The sequence below is a fragment of the Bradyrhizobium sp. 35 genome, assembly GCF_023073215.1.
Lineage (GTDB): Bacteria > Pseudomonadota > Alphaproteobacteria > Rhizobiales > Xanthobacteraceae > Bradyrhizobium > Bradyrhizobium canariense_D.
Genome location: NZ_JADPJC010000044.1, coordinates 17316 through 34578 on the forward strand (window position 1 = coordinate 17316; position 17263 = coordinate 34578).

Genomic DNA, 17263 nt, shown 5'->3' on the forward strand with positions numbered 1-17263 from the left:
ACGCTCGAATTTATTCCGCTGTAATCACGCTGGCGGATTCACATCCGCGTCCCTGCGTCCGAGATCGCGCTCACGCAGATAAATATAGAACCCGGCGGCGATGATGATGGCGGCGCCGACGATGGTGGCGATTTCGGGCACGTCGCCGAACACGACGAAGCCGAAGATCACCGCCCAGACGATCATCGAATATTGATAGGGCACGACGACGCTGGCCGGCGCGAGCTTGAGCGAGCGGTTGACGCAGAACAGCGCCGTGACCGAGACGCATCCCGCCAGCGCGAAGATCACGAGGCTGCCCGATGTCGGCGGCACCCAGTGGAACGCCGACAGCACAGCGCCCAGCAAGAACGTGCCGACGAATTGCGACGACGCCATCACGATATCGGGCGTCTTGCGCAGGCTGCGCGTGATCAACATCAGCGTTGCGAAAGAAAGACTGCCGCCAAGCGCGATCAGCGCCGGCAGGCTCACCGTCTGTGCCGAGGGCCGCAGCGCGATCAGGACGCCGCAGAAGCCGATCAGGATCGCCGTCCAGCGCCGCCAGCCGACCTTCTCGCCGAGAAAGATCGCCGACATCGCGGTGACGAAAATGGGCCCGGCGAGATAATAGGTGATGACGTCGGCGAGCGGCAGGTAGACCGTCGCAAGGAAGAAGGCCGCCACTTCCAGCGTCGACAGCACGACGCGAAAGAGCTGGAGACCCGGCCGCTCCAGATGCAGGAACTGGTGACGCTGCCGCCAGACCAACGGCGACAGCAGCAGCAGCGCCGCGCAGGCGCGCAGGAACAGCAGCTGCCCCACCGAATAAGTCCCGACCAGGAACTTGCCCATGGCATCGCCAAACGAGAACATGAAGATCGACAGCACCATGAGCGCAATCCCGGCAAGGCGCGCCGAGCGTTCGTCATAGGCCGATAGATTCTTGAACAGGGGCATCGAGCGCCGTTGTAATGACGCAGGCCGTCACGACAAGCCCGCGTTGGACGAATTGAACGGATTGTCGCACTCTCCGCGTCGCGGTAGCGACAGGTGTCTCACAAGAGAGCCAGGAAAGAGCTTAGCCATGACCGACTTCGACCCGGCCCGGCATCGCATGATCCCCGCGCAACGCTGGTTTGAGGATTTCGTGGTCGGCGAGCGCTTCGTGCTGCCGAGCCGCACGCAGACGACGGCGGTGTTCGCGGCGTTCCAGACCGCGAGCGGCGACACGCATCCGGTGCATTACGACGTGGAGTATTGCCGCAGCCGCGGCATGCCGCATCTGCTCGCCCACGGTTTCCAGACGCTGATCCACACCGCGCCCGGCGCCGGCCTGTTTCCGTTCATGGTCGAGGACTCCCTGGTCGGCTTCCTCGAGCAATCCAGCCGGTTCCTCAAACCTGTCTTCGCCGACGACACAATCTATCCCGCGCTCGAGGTCACCGAGCTGGTGCCGGGACGCTCGACCGGCGTGGTGACGCTCAAAAGCACCGTGTTCAACCAGCGCAAGGAGCTGGTGCTGGAGGGCACGCAGAAATTCCTGATCCGGCGCCGGCCAGCTGGTTAAGCAAGGCCACAAATCGCCGGGTTTCGGCCGATTTGCGGGTCCATCCGGGTTGCCGCGCGGGACCGGCTGGCCTACCTATGGCCCATGAAATTCCTAGACGAAGCAAAGGTCTATATCCGCTCCGGCGACGGCGGAAACGGCTGCGTGGCGTTCCGCCGCGAAAAATTCATTGAATTCGGCGGCCCCTCCGGCGGCAATGGTGGCCGCGGCGGCAATGTCATCATCGAGGTCGCCGACGGGCTGAACACGCTGATCGACTATCGCTACCAGCAGCACTTCAAGGCCCAGAAGGGCGAGAACGGCTCGGGCTCGGACCGCCACGGCGCCAATGGCAAGTCGATCGTGCTGAAGGTCCCCATCGGCACGCAGATCTTCGATGAAGATCGCGAGACCATGATCCACGATTTCACCACTGTCGGCGAAAAGTTCGTGCTGGCCGAGGGCGGCAATGGCGGCTTCGGCAACGCGCATTTCAAGACCTCGACCAATCGCGCGCCGCGCAATGCCAATCCCGGCCAGCCCGGGGAGGAGCGCTGGATCTGGCTGCGGTTGAAGCTGATCGCGGATGCCGGCCTCGTCGGCCTGCCCAATGCCGGCAAATCGACCTTCCTTGCCAAGGTCAGCGCGGCCAAGCCGAAGATCGCCGACTATCCCTTCACCACGCTGCATCCGCAGCTCGGCGTCGTGAATGCCGACGGCCGCGAATTCGTGTTGGCGGACATCCCCGGCCTGATCGAAGGCGCGCATGAAGGCGTCGGTCTCGGCGACCGCTTCCTCGCCCATGTCGAGCGCTGCCGCGTGCTGCTGCATCTCATCGATGCGACCTGCGAGCACGCCGGCAAGGCCTACAAGACGGTGCGAACGGAGCTGGACGCCTATGCCGGGCAGCTCACCGACAAGATCGAGATCGTCGCGCTGAACAAGATCGACGCGATCGAGCCGGACGAGTTGAAGAAGCAGAAGGAGCGGCTGAAGCGCGCCGCCAAGAAGACGCCGCTGCTGCTCTCCGCCGTCACCGGTGACGGCGTGCAGGAAGCGTTGCGCTCTCTTGCGGATGTGATCGGCGAGAGCCCGGTGTCTGCGAAAGCGAAGAGCGCGGCCGAAGCGGAGCCGTGGTCGGTTTGATTTTTCGTCGTCCCGGCGAAGGCCGGGACGACGCTGGAGTGTACGGCCGCAGACGCGTGCATCGCTGATAGCTTGTCTTCGCGCCCTCGATAGCGCAGCATCCCACAATCAAGAAACGGCAGGGATCACGCATGGCGCGCGCGAAGAACGTTCTCTGGATCATGTGCGACCAGCTTCGCTATGACTATCTCGGCTGCACCGGCCATCCCACGCTGAAGACACCGAACATCGACGCCATGGCGAAGCGCGGCGTGCTCTTCAGCAAGGCCTATGTGCAGTCGCCGATCTGCGGCCCCTCGCGGATGTCGTTCTACACCGGGCGCTACATGCGCTCGCACGGCTCGCACTGGAACGGCTGGCCGTTGCGGGTCGGCGAGCCCACCCTCGGCGATCACCTCAAGAAGCTCGGCGTGCGCTACGTGCTGGTCGGCAAGACCCACATGGCGCCCGATCTCGAAGGCATGAAGGCGCTCGGCATCCCGCCGGAATCGATGATCGGCGTGCACGTCGCCGAATGCGGGTTTGAGCCCTATGAGCGTGACGACGGCCTGCATCCCACGGGGCGGCCGCGTCCGAAATACGACGAATATCTGCGCCAGCAGGGCTTTGATGCGCCCAATCCCTGGGAGCATTGGGCCAATTCAGGCGCGGCCGAGGACGGCTCGCTCCAGAACGGCTGGCTGCTCGTGCATGCCGACAAGGCCGCGCGCGTGCCGGACGAGCATTCCGAGACGCCCTACATGACGCGACGCGCCATGGATTTCATCGGCGAGGCCGAGACCGACGGCAGGCCGTGGTGCCTGCATCTGTCCTACATCAAGCCGCACTGGCCCTACATCGCGCCCGAACCCTACGCCAGCATGTATTCGACATCGGACATGATCCCGGTGATCCGCTCCGAGCGCGAGCGGCAGAACCCGCATCCGGTGTTCGGCGCCTATATGGACATGCGCTACTCCCGCAACATGGCGCGCGACGATGCCCGCGAGAAGGTGATCCCGACCTATATGGGCCTGATCACCCAGATCGACGCCCAGATGGGCGTGCTGATGAAGTTCCTGGAGGAGCGCGACCTGCTGGACACCACCATGATCGTGTTCACCTCCGATCACGGCGACTATCTCGGCGATCACTGGATGGGCGAGAAGGATCTGTTCCACGAGCAGTCGGCGAAGATCCCGCTCATCATCATCGATCCCTCGAAGGAGGCGGATGCGACGCGTGGCACGCGCAACGATGCGCTGGTCGAAGCCATCGATCTCGCGCCGACCTTCGTCGACTATTTCGGCGGCAAGGTGCCGGGCCATATCCTCGAGGGACGCTCGCTGCTGCCGCTGCTGCGCGGCGAGAGTCCGCCGGATTGGCGCAAGGTGGCGTTCTCCGAATACGACTATGTCATGCAGGACGTGCGGCTGAAGCTGAATCAGCCGATCGAACGCTGTCGCCTGTTCATGGTGTTCGACGGCCGCTGGAAATACATCCACGCCTCAGGCTTCCTCCCGATGCTGTACGACCTCGAAACCGATCCGGAAGAGTTTCTGGATCGCGGCGACGATCCCGAGTGCGCCGGCGTCATCGCTCGACTGCAGGCCGAGCTGTTCGACTGGGCGCTGCATCCCAACGACCACATCACGACGCCGCGCGAGAAAATCGCCGCCTATGCCGACAACCAGCTCCAGGTGAAGGGCGGGATTTTGATCGGTGTTTGGGACGAAGCGGAGCTGGCGTCGATCAAGGACGGGATCGCGCAGCGCGCGAAGCTGTGAGTGAGCGGAAAGAGCCTCTCTCAGCTCGTCATGCCCGGGCTTGACCCGGGCATCCACGTCTTGCGTTAGGTGGCGGTGCACGTGGATGGCCGGGACAAGCCCGGCCATGACGGCGGAGAGCGGAGCGCAAACAGAAACTAATTCTCGATCTTGTACCCCGTCGCCTTCACGACCGGCTGCCAGAACGCGGTGTTGGCGGCGAGCTCCTTGGTCAGACCTTCCGCGCTGCTGCCCACCGGGATCAGACCGATCGCGGTGAGCTTCTCCTTCACCTCGGGCTTGGCGAGCGCGGCGCTTGCGGCCGCGCCGAGCTTGCTTGCGAATTCCGGCGAGCTGCCGGCGGGAAGCCACATGCCGTACCAGGCGTCGGCGACGAGATCGATGCCGCTCTCTTTCAAGGTCGGCACCTCTGAGGCAAAGGGCGAACGTTCCGCGCTGCTCACCGCGATGATCTTCACGCCCTTGGCGCGATGCTGCGCAAGCGCGTCGGCCAGCGTGGTGATCCCGAACGGAACATGGCCGCCGACGAGGTCGTTGAGGATAGCTGCGCTGCCGCGATAGGGCACGCGGCTCAAGGGAATGCCGAGGTCCTTCTCCAGCTTCGAGCCCATGAAATGCGGAATGGTGCCGCTGCTGGGTACGCCGAACGAGGTCCTGTCCGGATGTGCCTTCAGCCAGGCCGCGAACGACTTGAAATCCACAGCGTCGACCGCCGGGCTGATCACCAGCGCAAATTCAAAGCGCGCCAGCAGCGAGACCGGGACGAAATCCTTTGCAGCATCGAAGCTCGGAATCGTCTCGACCATCGGCAGCAGGTACATCGTGGGTCCGGTCGTCACCAGCACCATGCTGCCGTCGGGGCTTCCCCCCTTCACCGCCTTGATGCCGATCAGGCCGTCACCGCCGGTGCGGTTCTCGACCACGATGGTCCGCTGCAGTGCCGGCGCCATCTCCTGCGCGATCAGCCGGCACAGCGTGTCGCCGCCCGCGCCGGCCGCGAACGGGAAGATGATCTTGGTGAGCCCAGCCTGTGCGCGCGTCGCTCCCACCTGCGCCAGCAGCGGCAGGCTCAGACACCGGACCATGAATTTGCGGCGATCCATGGGTTTCCTCCACCGTTATGGTTGGCAGCATGAGAGCCGGACGGCCGCCCGGGGCAACCCGGCGTTCATCCTTTAGCATGCCGGCGCCTTGCGCGGGCCATCGTCCTGCTGCAAAAGCAGGGCCTCATCGGCGCCGCTCTCGCTCCGCCGTGTCCGATGCAGAGCAATCCGTCACACGCGCCAGCACTTGCACACATGGCCAGCCCCGAACTCAGTCAATTCCGCCGCATCGTCGTCAAGGTCGGCTCCGCGCTGCTGGTCGATTCCGACAAGGGCGAGGTGCGCGCGTCCTGGCTTGCCGCGCTCGCCGACGACATGGCCAAGCTGCATCGCGAGGGGCGTGACGTGCTCGTCGTCTCCTCCGGCTCGATCGCGCTCGGCCGCAGCCGCCTGAAATTGCCGCGCGGCCCGCTGAAGCTGGAGGAGAGTCAGGCAGCCGCCGCCGTCGGTCAGATCGCGCTCGCCCGCATCTGGTCGGAGGTGCTTGGCGCCCACGGCATCGGCGCCGGCCAGATCCTGGTGACGCTGCAGGACACCGAGGAGCGCCGCCGCTATCTCAACGCGCGCTCCACTATCGGCAAGCTGCTGGAGTGGCGCGCGATCCCCGTGATCAACGAGAACGACACGGTCGCCACCAACGAGATCCGCTACGGCGACAACGACCGCCTCGCCGCGCGCGTCGCCACCATGGCCAGCGCCGACCTGCTGGTGCTGCTGTCCGACATCGACGGGCTCTACGACGCCCCGCCGAAGAACAACCCGAACGCCAGGCTCATTCCCGTCGTCGACAGCATCTCCTCCGAGATCGAGGCTGTGGCAGGCGACGCCGAGTCCGAGCTGTCGCGCGGCGGCATGCGCACCAAGGTCGAAGCTGCCAAGATCGCGACCACCGGCGGCACGCATATGCTGATCGCCTCGGGCAAGATCGAGCATCCGTTGCAGGCGATCGCCGATGGCGGCCGCTGCACCTGGTTCCTGACGCCGGCCAATCCCATCACCTCGCGAAAACGCTGGATCGCGGGCTCGCTTGAGCCGAAGGGTACGCTGACGATCGACGCCGGCGCGGTCGCGGCCCTGCGCGCCGGCGCCAGCCTGCTGCCGGCCGGCGTGATCAAGGTCGAGGGCCAGTTCGCCCGCGGCGACGCCGTGATCGTGCGCGGCCCCGACACCAGCGAGGTCGGCCGCGGCCTGATCGCCTACGACGCCGACGATGCCGAGCGGATCAAGGGCCGCTCCTCCCCGGATGTCATGGCCATCCTCGGCATCAGCGGGCGGTCCGAGATGATCCACCGGGATGATCTGGTGGTGGGCGGGTAGCCGCTAGGGCATCCGAGTAGGCGCCGGCCGAGGCGTGGATGGCCGGTCAAGCCCGGCCATGACGCCGGAGCTGGGCCATTGATCGAGCTGCCGTCCGGCACGTGAAGCCCTGCCATACCCTGCCGACCCTTCGCAAAAGCGGGATTTCCGTGCTAGGACACTGCCTTAGCAGAAGGTTGAAACTCCCATGGCCGCCCCCCTCAAAGCCGTCGACGGCAATGCCGATCTTCAGGCGCTGATGACCGATCTCGGTACCCGTGCCCGCGCTGCCGCGCGCGTGCTGGCGCTGGCGCCGCCGGAGCAGAAGAACCGGGCGCTCGAGGCCATGGCGCGGGCGATCCGCAACAATGCCGCCGCGATCCTCGCCGCCAATGCCGAGGACGTCACCGAGGCCCGCGCCTCCGGCAACGCCACCTCGTCCTTCATCGACCGCCTGACGCTGACGCCGGCGCGGGTGGAGGGCATGGCCGAGGGCATCGGCATCGTGCGCGGCATTGCCGATCCCGTCGGCATCGTCACCGAGAGCTGGCAACGGCCGAACGGCATGACCATCGAGCGCGTGCGCGTGCCGCTCGGCGTCGTCGGCGTGATCTTCGAGAGCCGGCCGAACGTTGCGGCGGACGCCGGTGTGCTGTGCCTGAAGTCGGGCAATGCCGTGATCCTCCGCGGCGGCTCCGACAGTTTCCGCTCCTGCCGCGCGATCCATGACTGCCTGGTGCAGGGCCTGCGCGAAGCGGGCCTTCCCGAGGCTGCCATCACGCTGGTGCCGACGCGCGACCGCGCGGCGGTAGGCCAGATGCTGTCGGGATTGAATGGCGCCATCGACGTGATCGTGCCGCGCGGAGGCAAGAGCCTCGTCGCGCGCGTCGAGCAGGAAGCGCGCGTGCCGGTGTTCGCGCATCTCGAAGGCGTCAACCACATTTACGTCGACGGCAGCGCCGACCTCGCCATGGCGAAATCGATCGTGCTCAACGCCAAGATGCGCCGCACCGGCGTCTGCGGCGCCGCCGAGACGCTGCTGGTCGATCGCGCCGCAGCCGGTAAAAACCTCAAGCCGCTGGTTGAGATGCTAATCGAGGCCGGCTGCGAAGTGCGTGGCGACGACGCCGTGCAAAAGATCGATGCGCGCGTCAAACCCGCGAGCGCGGACGATTGGGACACCGAATATCTCGATGCGATCATCGCAGCGAAGGTGGTGAACGGCGTCGACGGCGCGATCGCGCATATCCAAAATCACGGTTCGCACCATACCGATGCGATCGTGAGCGCCGACGAGACCGCTGCGAAAAAATTCCTGAGCGAGGTCGATTCCGCGATCGTGCTGCACAACGCCTCGACGCAGTTCGCCGACGGCGGCGAGTTCGGCTTCGGTGCCGAGATCGGCATTGCCACCGGCAGATTCCACGCCCGCGGCCCGGTTGGCGCCGAGCAGCTGACGAGCTTCAAATATCGCGTTCACGGCACCGGGCAGACGCGGCCGTAGACGACGCAGGGCGCGGGGCATTGAGCAACAATTTCGTCGCGCCACGTTTCTTCGCGCAGGCCATACCGACCCATACCTCGGGCATGCGCATCGGCCTGCTCGGCGGCTCGTTCAACCCGCCGCACCAGGCCCATCGCGCGATCAGCCAGTTCGCGCTGAAACGACTCCAGCTCGATCGCGTGTGGTGGCTGGTGACGCCAGGCAATCCGCTGAAGGAGAACGGCGCGCTGCATGAGCTCGGCGCGCGCATGCAGGCGGCGCGCGAAATGGCCGACGATCCCAGGATCGAGGTGAGCTGTCTCGAATCCGTCATTCGCACGCGCTATACCATCGATACGATCAACACCTTGCGCCGCCGCCTCTCGGGCTTGCGCTTTGTCTGGATCATGGGCGCCGACAACCTCGCTCAATTCCATCGTTGGCAGCACTGGCGGCGCATCGCCGACCAGGTGCCGATCGCGGTCATCGACCGTCCGCCGCAGAGTTTTCGCGCCCTCGCCTCTCCCGCCGCCCAGGCGCTCAGGCGCTATCGGATGCCGGAGAATGAGGCCGCCTTGCTCGCGGACCGGCCCGCGCCAGCCTGGGTGTTCCTGACCGGAATGAAGCTGAATCTCTCGTCGACCGGCTTACGGAACCCGGACGGAAGCTGGAAAGGTACGAAGTGAGTCAGATTGTGCGAACGCCATGCGGTCTTCGGGCTCTCTGGCATATTGAAACCCTTAACCCCACATGATGTAGTGTAACCAGTGGGCGCCGGATTCGGCGTTCGCGATACAGTGAAAGGAATGGTCCCTGACCACATCTGTATTGTCCAAGACAGCCTCACCCAAGACGGCTTCACCGAAGTCTGTTTTACCCAAGGTTGCCAAGCCGACGCGTAAAACATCGACCAAAGCTGCGGCCTTGAAGGCGCAACCCGACGCCGACAAGACGCTGAGCCTGATCCTCTCCCGCCTCGACGACATGAAGGCGGAAGAGACTGTGACCATCGACCTTCGCGGCAAATCGGCCTACTCCGACTACATGATCGTCACCACCGGCCGGGTGAACCGGCACGTCGGCGCGATCGCGGAGAACGTCGCCAAAGGCCTCAAGGAAAACGGCATCAAGAACATCCACGTCGAGGGCTTGCCCAATTGCGACTGGGTGCTGATCGATTCCGGCGATGTGATCGTGCACGTGTTCAGACCCGAGGTCCGCGAGTTCTACAGTCTCGAGAGATTGTACACGCAGGGCCCAGGGGCGGCGAAGGCGATCTGAGAGGCTGCTGGCCGATTTCGAATCGGCTGACGCGCATGCTAGCGTCGTGCGCGCGCAGATCGCGCGCGGTCCAGAAAACGCGACCCTGAACATATCATGCGCATAGCCGTCATTGCGGTGGGCCGGCTGAAGCAGGGCCCCGAACGGGAGCTTGCCGAGCGCTATTTCGAGCGGTTCGACGAGGCCGGCCGCAAGCTCGGATTCCGCGAGCTCGCCATCCACGAATTGCCCGAAAGCCGCGCGCGCGATACGGCGACGCGGATGGCCGAAGAGGCCGCGGCGATCTCCGCCCATATTCCCGAAAAGTCGGTGCTGGTGGCGCTGGACGAGCGCGGCCAGAATCTGGATTCGACCGTATTCGCACGGCATCTCGGGCGCTGGCGCGACGAGGGTGCCGGTCATACTATCTTCATGATCGGAGGGGCGGACGGACTTTCGCCCGAATTGCGCCGTAAGGCCAAGCTCGTGATCGCGTTCGGCTCTGCGACCTGGCCGCATCAAATGGTCCGCGTCATGCTTCTGGAACAGCTTTATCGGGCCGCCACCATTCTGGCGGGCCACCCCTATCACCGCGCGTGATCCGCGCCACAACGAGCACCTTTGCTTAAAGCGATGCGAGCGCCGATTTTCAACCTGCTGCTGATCGCCGGCGTTGCCGGCGCAAGCCTCGCGCAAGCTCAGACGCCTGCACCGCAGACTGCGGCCGTAGCGCCCGATGCGATCAAGCAGCGCGAGCAGGAGCTCGAAGCCGCGCGCGCCAGCAAGAAGAGCGCTGAGGAAGCGCAGGCCAAGCTCAAGGCCGAGATCACCTCGCTCGGCCAGGACCGCACCCAGCTCAATCAACAGTTGATCGACACCGCCGCCAATGTGCGCACCGTCGAGACCAAGATCGACGAGGCCGAAGCGCGGCTGCGATCGCTGAACGGCCGCGAACAGGCGATGCGCAGCTCGCTCGATTCACGCCGCGCCGACATCGTCGAGGTGCTGGCGGCCTTGCAGCGCGCCGGAAGGCGGACGCCGCCGGCACTTCTGGTACGGCCCGAGGATGCCCTGCAATCGCTGCGCACGGCGATGCTGCTCGGTGCCGTGGTGCCGGAGTTGCGCGGCCGTGCCGAGAAGATCGCGGGCGAGCTCGGCGAGCTCGTGGCCTTGCGCAAGACCATCGCGACCGAGCGCGACCAGCTTGCCTCCGACCGCGACAAGGTGCGCAACGACCAGACCCGGCTCGCGGCTCTGGTCGACGAACGGCAGCGTCAGCAGGCGTCGCGCGAAAAGGACCTCGACGCCGAGAACGCGCGCGCCGTTGCGCTCTCAAGACAGGTCGGCGATCTCCAGGGGCTGATCGCCAAGATGGAGCAGGATCTGCAAAGCGCCGCCAAGGCGGCCGAGAAAGCAGCTGAGGCCGCCAAGCAGGCCGAGGCCAAGGCGGCTGCAAACGCGGCCGCCAGCGCCAAGACCGGCCCCGGCACATTCAAGGATCGTTCCCGCACCACCCCTGCGATGGCCTTCGCCGCGGCCAAGGGCCTCCTGCCTCTGCCGGTTAACGGTAACAAGATCAGGGATTTCGGCGGTTCGGACGGGCTCGGCGGGGTCCAGAAGGGCATTTCGCTGGCGACGCGGCCCGGCTCCCAGGTCACGACGCCGTGTGATGGCTGGGTGGTCTATGCCGGCCCGTTCCGCAGCTATGGACAACTCTTGATCCTCAATGCCGGGGGCGGGTATCATGTGCTGATCGCCGGGATGGAGCGCATTTCGGTCAACATCGGACAATTCGTGCTCACGGGGGAGCCTGTCGCGACCATGGGGTCGACCTCTCAAGTCGCCTCCATTCTCGCCACGAACGCGAGTCAACCTGTGCTCTATGTCGAGTTCCGCAAAGACGGCACTCCAATCGATCCAGGCCCATGGTGGGCCGCAAATGAAGGCGAGAAGGTTCGCGGATGATGCGCAAGACTTCAGTTATCCTCCTCAGCGCGGCCACCGGTGCGGCGCTGACGCTGTTCGTGACGCAACCGCGCGCGGTCTTCATGGGCTCCAGCGCGCGAGCCGCCACTGCGGACACCTATCGCCAGCTCAATTTGTTCGGCGACGTGTTCGAGCGCGTGCGCTCGGACTATGTCGAGAAGCCCGACGACACCAAGCTGATCGAATCCGCGATCAGCGGCATGCTTACCGGTCTCGATCCGCATTCGAGCTACATGGACGCCAAGAGCTTCCGCGACATGCAGGTGCAGACCCGCGGTGAGTTCGGCGGCCTCGGCATCGAAGTCACGATGGAAGACGGCCTGATCAAGGTGGTCTCGCCGATCGACGACACCCCGGCCTCGCGCGCCGGTGTCATGGCCAACGACATCATCACCAATCTTGACGACGAGGCGGTGCAGGGCCTGACCCTGAACCAGGCGGTCGAGAAGATGCGCGGCCCGGTCAACACCAAGATCAAGCTGAAGATCATCCGCAAGGGCCAGGACAATCCGATCGACGTCACGCTGGTGCGCGACAACATCCGCGTCCGTTCGGTGCGCGCCCGCGTCGAGGCCGACGACATCGCCTATATCCGCATCACCACCTTCAACGAGCAAACCACCGAAGGCCTGAAGCGCGAGGTCGCCAACCTCTCGAATCAGATCGGCGACAAGCTGAAGGGCTACGTCATCGACCTCCGCAACAACCCGGGCGGCCTGCTCGAGGAAGCGGTCACCGTCTCCGACTCCTTCCTGGAGAAGGGCGAGATCGTCTCGACCCGCGGCCGCAATGCCGAGGAGACCCAGCGCCGTACCGCGCATACGGGCGACCTCACCAAGGGCAAGCCGGTCATCGTGCTGGTCAACGGCGGCTCGGCTTCGGCGTCGGAGATCGTCGCCGGCGCGCTGCAGGACCACAAGCGTGCGACCATCGTCGGCACACGCTCGTTCGGCAAGGGCTCGGTGCAGACCATCATTCCGCTCGGCTCCGGCAACGGCGCGCTGCGTCTGACCACGGCGCGCTATTACACGCCGTCGGGCAAGTCGATCCAGGCCAAGGGCATCGTGCCCGACATCGAAGTGCTGCAGGACGTGCCGGACGAGCTGAAGTCGCGTACCGACACCAAGGGCGAAGCTTCGCTGCGCGGCCATCTCAAGAACGACGGCGACGAGAAGACCGGCTCGCAGTCCTACGTTCCGCCGGACGCCAAGGACGACAAGGCGCTCAAGCTCGCCGACGATCTGCTCCACGGCATCAAGAACAGCGCGTCCGCGGCGCCCACGCCGGGCGGCGACAAGGCCACGACCGACAAGCCCAAAGCGGCGAACTAGGTCGGCGCATCGCGATCTGACGAAAAGGGCGGCTCCCGGAGCCGCCCTTTTTGCTTGGAACTCCTGATATCCCCCGGCCTATCCCGGCCTGCCGCCGCTTGACCCCGGCGTGGTATCGTCATTGCTGAGTGATTCGGGATCGCGCATGACTGAAACGGCCGATGATCTGAGCGCCCCGCTCGGACGGGACAAGCCGCGCCGGAAACGTCGGCTGCGGCTGCCGTTCACGGCCATGCAGCTGCTCGCGGTCCTGCTCGGACTGTTCCTGGTCACCTTTGCCGGCTTCGCCATCTTCAACAAGGATCCGCTCGGCGGCGAGCCAATGACACGGCTCGCGATCCGCGAACCCAATGCCGCAGACAAGGCTGGCGACGACAAGCCGGCCGCGGCCGGCCATGGCCAGGACAGCAAGCAGGAAAGCAAGCAAGAGACCAAGGACGCACCGAAGCAGGCGGGCGAGCAGAAGACCGTCACCATGATCGACGGTTCCACCGGCATGCGCCACGACGTGGTGATCGGCGGCGATGCCGCCGGCAAAAGCGAGACGGCGGCGGCCTCCGCACCGCCGCCCGTCATGGCCGGGATCGACCCAAAACTTCTTGAGAAATCGCGCTATGGCATGATCCCCGCGGTTTCCGGGGATCTGAAGCCGTTCAACGTCTATGCGGCGGATGCCGACCGCGCCAAGGCCGCCAAGATGCCGGTGGTCGCGATCCTGATCGGCGGCCTCGGCGTCGGCGCCGCCAAGACCACCGATGCCATCATGCGGTTGCCAGCGGCGGTGACGCTGGCCTTCACGCCCTATGGGTCCGATCCAGGAAAACTCGCCGAGCGCGCCCGCGCCCAGCGCCACGAGATCTTCCTCCAGATCCCGATGGAGCCCTATGACTTCCCCGACAACGATCCGGGACCGCAGACGCTGCTGACCTCGCTGAGTGCCGACCAGAACATGGACCGCCTGTACTGGCATTTGAGCCGGATGCAGGGCTATGCCGGCCTCACCAATTTCATGGGCGCCCGCTTCATCGCGACGGAGCCGGCGATGCAGCCGATCATCCGCGAGGCGGCCAAGCGCGGGCTCGGCTTCTTCGACGACGGCTCCTCGCCGCGCAGCATCGCGCCGCAAGCGGCCGGCAGCCAGGCGATGCCGTTCGGCAAGGGCGATATCGCGATTGACGCGGTGCCGACCCCGGCCGAGATCGACCGCGCCCTGACCAAGCTCGAAGCGGCGGCGCGCGAGCGCGGCGTGGCCGTGGGCACCGCCTCCGCCCTCCCGGTCTCGATCGAGCGCATCGGCGCCTGGACCAAGACATTGGGCGACCGAGGTATCCTTTTGGTGCCATTGACAACCGCGATGCTGAAATCAAAATCCAGCTAAATCAACGGATTGGTATGGTACAGGCCCGCGGGGCCTGCTTAAGCCTTACCGACAGCATGCGAGAGGTCTGGCGGAATGGCGCGTTACGAGGATCTGCCCTACCGGACCTGCGTCGGCGTGATGTTGCTCAACAAGGACGGACTGGTGTTCATCGGCCGCCGCGCTGGCGGCATCGAGCATGTCGACGACACCCATGTCTGGCAGATGCCGCAGGGCGGCGTCGATCCCGGCGAGGACAATTGGGAGGCCGCCAAGCGCGAGCTCTATGAGGAGACCAGCGTGCGTTCGGTTGAGCGGCTCGGCGAAGTTCCGGACTGGCTCACTTACGACATTCCGCGCACGGTCGCCGGGCGCACCTGGAAGGGCCGCTACCGCGGTCAGCGCCAGAAATGGTTCGCGGTCCGCTTCACCGGCAAGGATAGCGAGATCAACGTCGAAAAGCCCGGCGGCGGTCACAAGGCCGAGTTCGTGAGCTGGCGCTGGGAGCCGATGAAGAACCTGACCGGGCTGATCGTCCCGTTCAAGCGCCCGGTCTACGAGCGCGTGGTGAAGGAATTTTCCGCGCTGGCGCAGGATTAGTTCAAGTCGCCATTCCAGGTTGATGCTAGAGCCAGTTCCGTTCCGATAGAATCGGGACGGGGCTCTAGTTTTTTATTTTGACGCGTTTTCTTGACGCGAACCGGTATCCACTTCGCTCGAAAACGCTCTAATGCACAGCCTGAAATGACGACGAGAGATCCACGCGTGAGCACTGAAAAACCCTACCGTCCCAATGTCGGAATCGCGCTGTTCAATGCCGATGGCCGCGTGCTGATCGGGCACCGCTTCAAGGGCGACGGACCCGAGATCATCCTGCCGGGTCTGGACTGGCAGATGCCGCAGGGCGGCGTCGACGAGGGCGAGGGTTTGCGCGATGCCGCGCTGCGCGAGCTCTGGGAAGAGACCAGCGTCAAGAGCGCATCCTATCTCGGCGAGACCGACTGGTTGACTTACGAATTCCCGCCATATGACGGGCCGCAGACACATCGACTGGCGAAATTCCGCGGCCAGCGCCAGAAATGGTTCGCGTTACGCTTCACCGGCAAGGATGACGAGATCGATCCGCTGACGCCGCGCAACGGGCAGCCCGCCGAGTTCGACGCCTGGCGCTGGGAGCGGCTCGACCGCGTCCCCGATGTCGTGGTGCCGTTCCGCCGCCACGTCTACAGCGCAGTGGCGCAGCAGTTTGCGCCGTTCGCGAACTAAAAACGCGAAAAACAACCCCATGCACAGTAGAACGGGGTTGAAATCATTAGAGAACTTTGCCCGGAAATTTGCGTGAGCCTAGTTGATCGGTCCCACCGTGAACGGGCCGATTGCGATGAGGTGGCAGTCGCTGTCGCGCTTGGCGCAGTCGGCGAGCGCGGAATTGACGGCGGTCTGCTCGTCCGCGGCCTTGAGGCCGAGGCCCGGCCGGCCCGCGGTGCCGACCGCGACGGCGTTCCAGCCCATGCCGTCGGCGAGCTTGCGCACGACCTCGTCGCGCGCATCTGCGATGATCGAGGCGTTCGACGCCGCATGGAAGAAGCCGGTGATCCGGAGCAGGGTCGGGATCGGCACGACGAAATTCTCGTCGACCGCAACGACCAGGCAGGCGACGCCGGCGATCGCACCGCACGATTCCAGTGAACGCCGCGCGGCATCGTCGGTGGACGATGCGCCCATCACCATGAAATATTGGCCGCCGGGGCCGAGCGCGACCGCGCGGGATTTTGCCGCGGGCACGAACATGTTCTCGAGCCGGACCTTGGCGGGATCGCGCACCATCGGAAAGTCTTTCGAGGCGAAGGCGCGCTCGGTCATGGCATCATGCCGGACGAACGGTTGCGGCGGCATCGGCGGTTTGCCGTGCGTGTAGACCACATTGTTGCCGACTGCATAGAGCTCGCAACGCCGCGGCGACTGCGCGGCATCGGCGCGCTTCTGGCACTGATCGAGTGCGGCGTTGCGCGCGGCTTCCTCGTTCGGCTGATTCAACGACGCGCCGGTGAACCCGCCGACATTGAGTGCGAACGCCTTGTAGTCGCCGGCAGCGGAATAGTCGCCGGCCAGGTAGTTGCGGATGCGCTCGTTGATGAAGGGGACGCTGTCGGCAGGAAACTTGCCGGCCATCGGTGAAGCCGATGGTGCCGGCATGGGCATCGGCGCTTTCGCCGCCATGGTGGATGACGGGCTTGGCGCTGCTGCCGCAGCCGCGTTGGGCATCGGACTTGATGCTGGGCTTGGCGCGGTCACTGCAACCGCCGGCGCCCTGGTCGTCTCGAGCTTGGTGAAATAGAGGAAGCCGCCGACGCCGATGGCGACGACGGAGACGACACCGACCACCAGCGGCCACATCCAGTTCGGCGCGGCCTCAGCCTTCGTCACCTTCTTGATCTGCGGCGTCGCGTAGCTACCGTCCCCGCGCCGCATCGCCACCATGTAGGCGTGCACCGGCGTCGGGATGTTCTTGACCTCCTGCGCGCCGATATCGGCGAACTGCACCGACAGCTTGTTGGCGACCTGCTCGTGCACGGCGCGGGAGACGCAGATGCCCCCGACCTCGGCGAGGCCCTCGAGCCGGGCGGCGATATTGACGCCGTCACCGAGCAGATCGCCGTCGCGCTCGACCACGTCACCGATGGTGATACCGATGCGGAACGACATCTGCCGGCTCGGCGGATAGGCCATGTTGCGGGTTCGCAGGGATTCCTGAATGTCGATCGCGCAGCGCACCGCATCGACTGCGCTTGGAAATTCCGCAAGCACGGCATCGCCCGCGGTGTTGAAGATGCGTCCGCCCGCCCTGGCAATGAAATCATCGACGACCTCGCGATAGGCGGCGAGACGCCGCAGCGTCTCCTCTTCGTCTTCCGCAACCAGTCGCGAGTAACCGGCAATATCGGCCGCGAAAATCGCTGCGATCTTGCGTTTCATCTGCGGTCGGCCCCCGGAACAAAGTTCGCGG

Annotated in this window: 16 protein-coding genes; 13 read left to right on the top strand and 3 right to left on the bottom strand. The window is 65.2% G+C overall.

What is annotated here, in order from left to right; all coding sequences use genetic code 11:
• Positions 1-24: 24 nt before the first annotated feature.
• The gene (locus IVB36_RS07490; RefSeq protein ID WP_018459861.1) at positions 25-939 is read right to left on the bottom strand and encodes a DMT family transporter; all 915 of its coding nucleotides are present in this window, start codon (positions 937-939) and stop codon (positions 25-27) included.
• Between the two features lie 127 nt (positions 940-1066).
• Between IVB36_RS07490 and IVB36_RS07495 the strand changes: the two genes are divergently transcribed.
• The 3 genes from IVB36_RS07495 to IVB36_RS07505 all read left to right on the top strand — a co-directional run bounded on the left by IVB36_RS07495 (position 1067) and on the right by IVB36_RS07505 (position 4440).
• Positions 1067-1549: a MaoC family dehydratase gene (locus tag IVB36_RS07495; protein ID WP_018459860.1), complete on the top strand. Its 483-nt coding sequence runs from the start codon at positions 1067-1069 to the stop codon at positions 1547-1549.
• Positions 1550-1633: 84 nt separating this feature from the next.
• Positions 1634-2674 (top strand): GTPase ObgE, encoded by a 1041-nt coding sequence (obgE, locus tag IVB36_RS07500; protein ID WP_018459859.1) that lies wholly within the window; start codon positions 1634-1636, stop codon positions 2672-2674.
• Between the two features lie 131 nt (positions 2675-2805).
• The gene (locus IVB36_RS07505; protein WP_018459858.1) at positions 2806-4440 is read left to right on the top strand and encodes an alkaline phosphatase family protein; all 1635 of its coding nucleotides are present in this window, start codon (positions 2806-2808) and stop codon (positions 4438-4440) included.
• A 137-nt stretch (positions 4441-4577) separates the two neighbouring features.
• Here the strand turns inward: IVB36_RS07505 and IVB36_RS07510 are convergent, their stop codons facing one another.
• The gene (locus IVB36_RS07510; RefSeq protein ID WP_018459857.1) at positions 4578-5543 is read right to left on the bottom strand and encodes a Bug family tripartite tricarboxylate transporter substrate binding protein; all 966 of its coding nucleotides are present in this window, start codon (positions 5541-5543) and stop codon (positions 4578-4580) included.
• Positions 5544-5738: 195 nt separating this feature from the next.
• On the opposite strand from IVB36_RS07510, the gene proB reads away from it, so the two are divergent.
• The 10 genes from proB (at position 5739) to IVB36_RS07560 (ending at position 15522) form a co-directional block, all read left to right on the top strand.
• Positions 5739-6860, top strand: a complete 1122-nt coding sequence (gene proB / locus IVB36_RS07515; protein WP_018459856.1) for a glutamate 5-kinase — start codon at positions 5739-5741, stop codon at positions 6858-6860.
• Between the two features lie 187 nt (positions 6861-7047).
• Entirely contained in the window at positions 7048-8343 is a 1296-nt protein-coding gene (locus IVB36_RS07520; RefSeq protein WP_018459855.1) for a glutamate-5-semialdehyde dehydrogenase, read from the top strand.
• Positions 8344-8363: 20 nt separating this feature from the next.
• Positions 8364-9008, top strand: coding sequence for a nicotinate-nucleotide adenylyltransferase (locus IVB36_RS07525; protein ID WP_026233892.1), 645 nt, complete (start codon positions 8364-8366; stop codon positions 9006-9008).
• A gap of 238 nt (positions 9009-9246) precedes the next feature.
• Complete coding sequence (gene rsfS / locus IVB36_RS07530; protein WP_007598906.1) at positions 9247-9603, top strand: ribosome silencing factor; 357 nt, start codon at positions 9247-9249, stop codon at positions 9601-9603.
• A gap of 96 nt (positions 9604-9699) precedes the next feature.
• A complete protein-coding gene (gene rlmH, locus IVB36_RS07535) occupies positions 9700-10182 on the top strand; it encodes a 23S rRNA (pseudouridine(1915)-N(3))-methyltransferase RlmH (protein ID WP_018459852.1) in 483 nt (160 codons plus the stop codon).
• A 33-nt stretch (positions 10183-10215) separates the two neighbouring features.
• Positions 10216-11547 (top strand): peptidoglycan DD-metalloendopeptidase family protein, encoded by a 1332-nt coding sequence (locus IVB36_RS07540; protein WP_018459851.1) that lies wholly within the window; start codon positions 10216-10218, stop codon positions 11545-11547.
• Entirely contained in the window at positions 11544-12899 is a 1356-nt protein-coding gene (locus IVB36_RS07545; RefSeq protein ID WP_018459850.1) for a S41 family peptidase, read from the top strand. The genes IVB36_RS07540 and IVB36_RS07545 overlap by 4 nt, the downstream gene beginning before the upstream one ends.
• 145 nt (positions 12900-13044) lie before the next feature.
• Positions 13045-14277 carry a divergent polysaccharide deacetylase family protein gene (locus IVB36_RS07550; protein WP_018459849.1) on the top strand — a complete coding sequence of 411 codons (1233 nt, stop codon included), beginning with the start codon at positions 13045-13047 and terminating at the stop codon, positions 14275-14277.
• Positions 14278-14352: 75 nt separating this feature from the next.
• Entirely contained in the window at positions 14353-14856 is a 504-nt protein-coding gene (locus IVB36_RS07555) for an RNA pyrophosphohydrolase (RefSeq protein WP_018459848.1), read from the top strand.
• 165 nt (positions 14857-15021) lie between these two features.
• Positions 15022-15522 (top strand): RNA pyrophosphohydrolase, encoded by a 501-nt coding sequence (locus tag IVB36_RS07560; protein ID WP_247391061.1) that lies wholly within the window; start codon positions 15022-15024, stop codon positions 15520-15522.
• A 78-nt stretch (positions 15523-15600) separates the two neighbouring features.
• Here the strand turns inward: IVB36_RS07560 and IVB36_RS07565 are convergent, their stop codons facing one another.
• Entirely contained in the window at positions 15601-17232 is a 1632-nt protein-coding gene (locus IVB36_RS07565) for an adenylate/guanylate cyclase domain-containing protein (protein WP_018459846.1), read from the bottom strand.
• Between the last annotated feature and the right edge of the window lie 31 nt (positions 17233-17263).

Excerpts from the sequence above, each read along its gene's own strand:
- IVB36_RS07520 (WP_018459855.1), top strand. The coding sequence starts at position 7,048 with ATGGCCGCCCCCCTCAAAGCCGTCGACGGCAATGCCGATCTTCAGGCG.
- IVB36_RS07540 (WP_018459851.1), top strand. The coding sequence starts at position 10,216 with ATGCGAGCGCCGATTTTCAACCTGCTGCTGATCGCCGGCGTTGCCGGC.
- rlmH (WP_018459852.1), top strand. The coding sequence starts at position 9,700 with ATGCGCATAGCCGTCATTGCGGTGGGCCGGCTGAAGCAGGGCCCCGAA.
- IVB36_RS07555 (WP_018459848.1), top strand. The coding sequence starts at position 14,353 with ATGGCGCGTTACGAGGATCTGCCCTACCGGACCTGCGTCGGCGTGATG.
- obgE (WP_018459859.1), top strand. The coding sequence starts at position 1,634 with ATGAAATTCCTAGACGAAGCAAAGGTCTATATCCGCTCCGGCGACGGC.
- proB (WP_018459856.1), top strand. The coding sequence starts at position 5,739 with ATGGCCAGCCCCGAACTCAGTCAATTCCGCCGCATCGTCGTCAAGGTC.
- IVB36_RS07550 (WP_018459849.1), top strand. The coding sequence starts at position 13,045 with ATGACTGAAACGGCCGATGATCTGAGCGCCCCGCTCGGACGGGACAAG.
- IVB36_RS07490 (WP_018459861.1), bottom strand. The coding sequence starts at position 939 with ATGCCCCTGTTCAAGAATCTATCGGCCTATGACGAACGCTCGGCGCGC.
- IVB36_RS07495 (WP_018459860.1), top strand. The coding sequence starts at position 1,067 with ATGACCGACTTCGACCCGGCCCGGCATCGCATGATCCCCGCGCAACGC.
- IVB36_RS07510 (WP_018459857.1), bottom strand. The coding sequence starts at position 5,543 with ATGGATCGCCGCAAATTCATGGTCCGGTGTCTGAGCCTGCCGCTGCTG.
- IVB36_RS07545 (WP_018459850.1), top strand. The coding sequence starts at position 11,544 with ATGATGCGCAAGACTTCAGTTATCCTCCTCAGCGCGGCCACCGGTGCG.
- IVB36_RS07505 (WP_018459858.1), top strand. The coding sequence starts at position 2,806 with ATGGCGCGCGCGAAGAACGTTCTCTGGATCATGTGCGACCAGCTTCGC.
- IVB36_RS07565 (WP_018459846.1), bottom strand. The coding sequence starts at position 17,232 with ATGAAACGCAAGATCGCAGCGATTTTCGCGGCCGATATTGCCGGTTAC.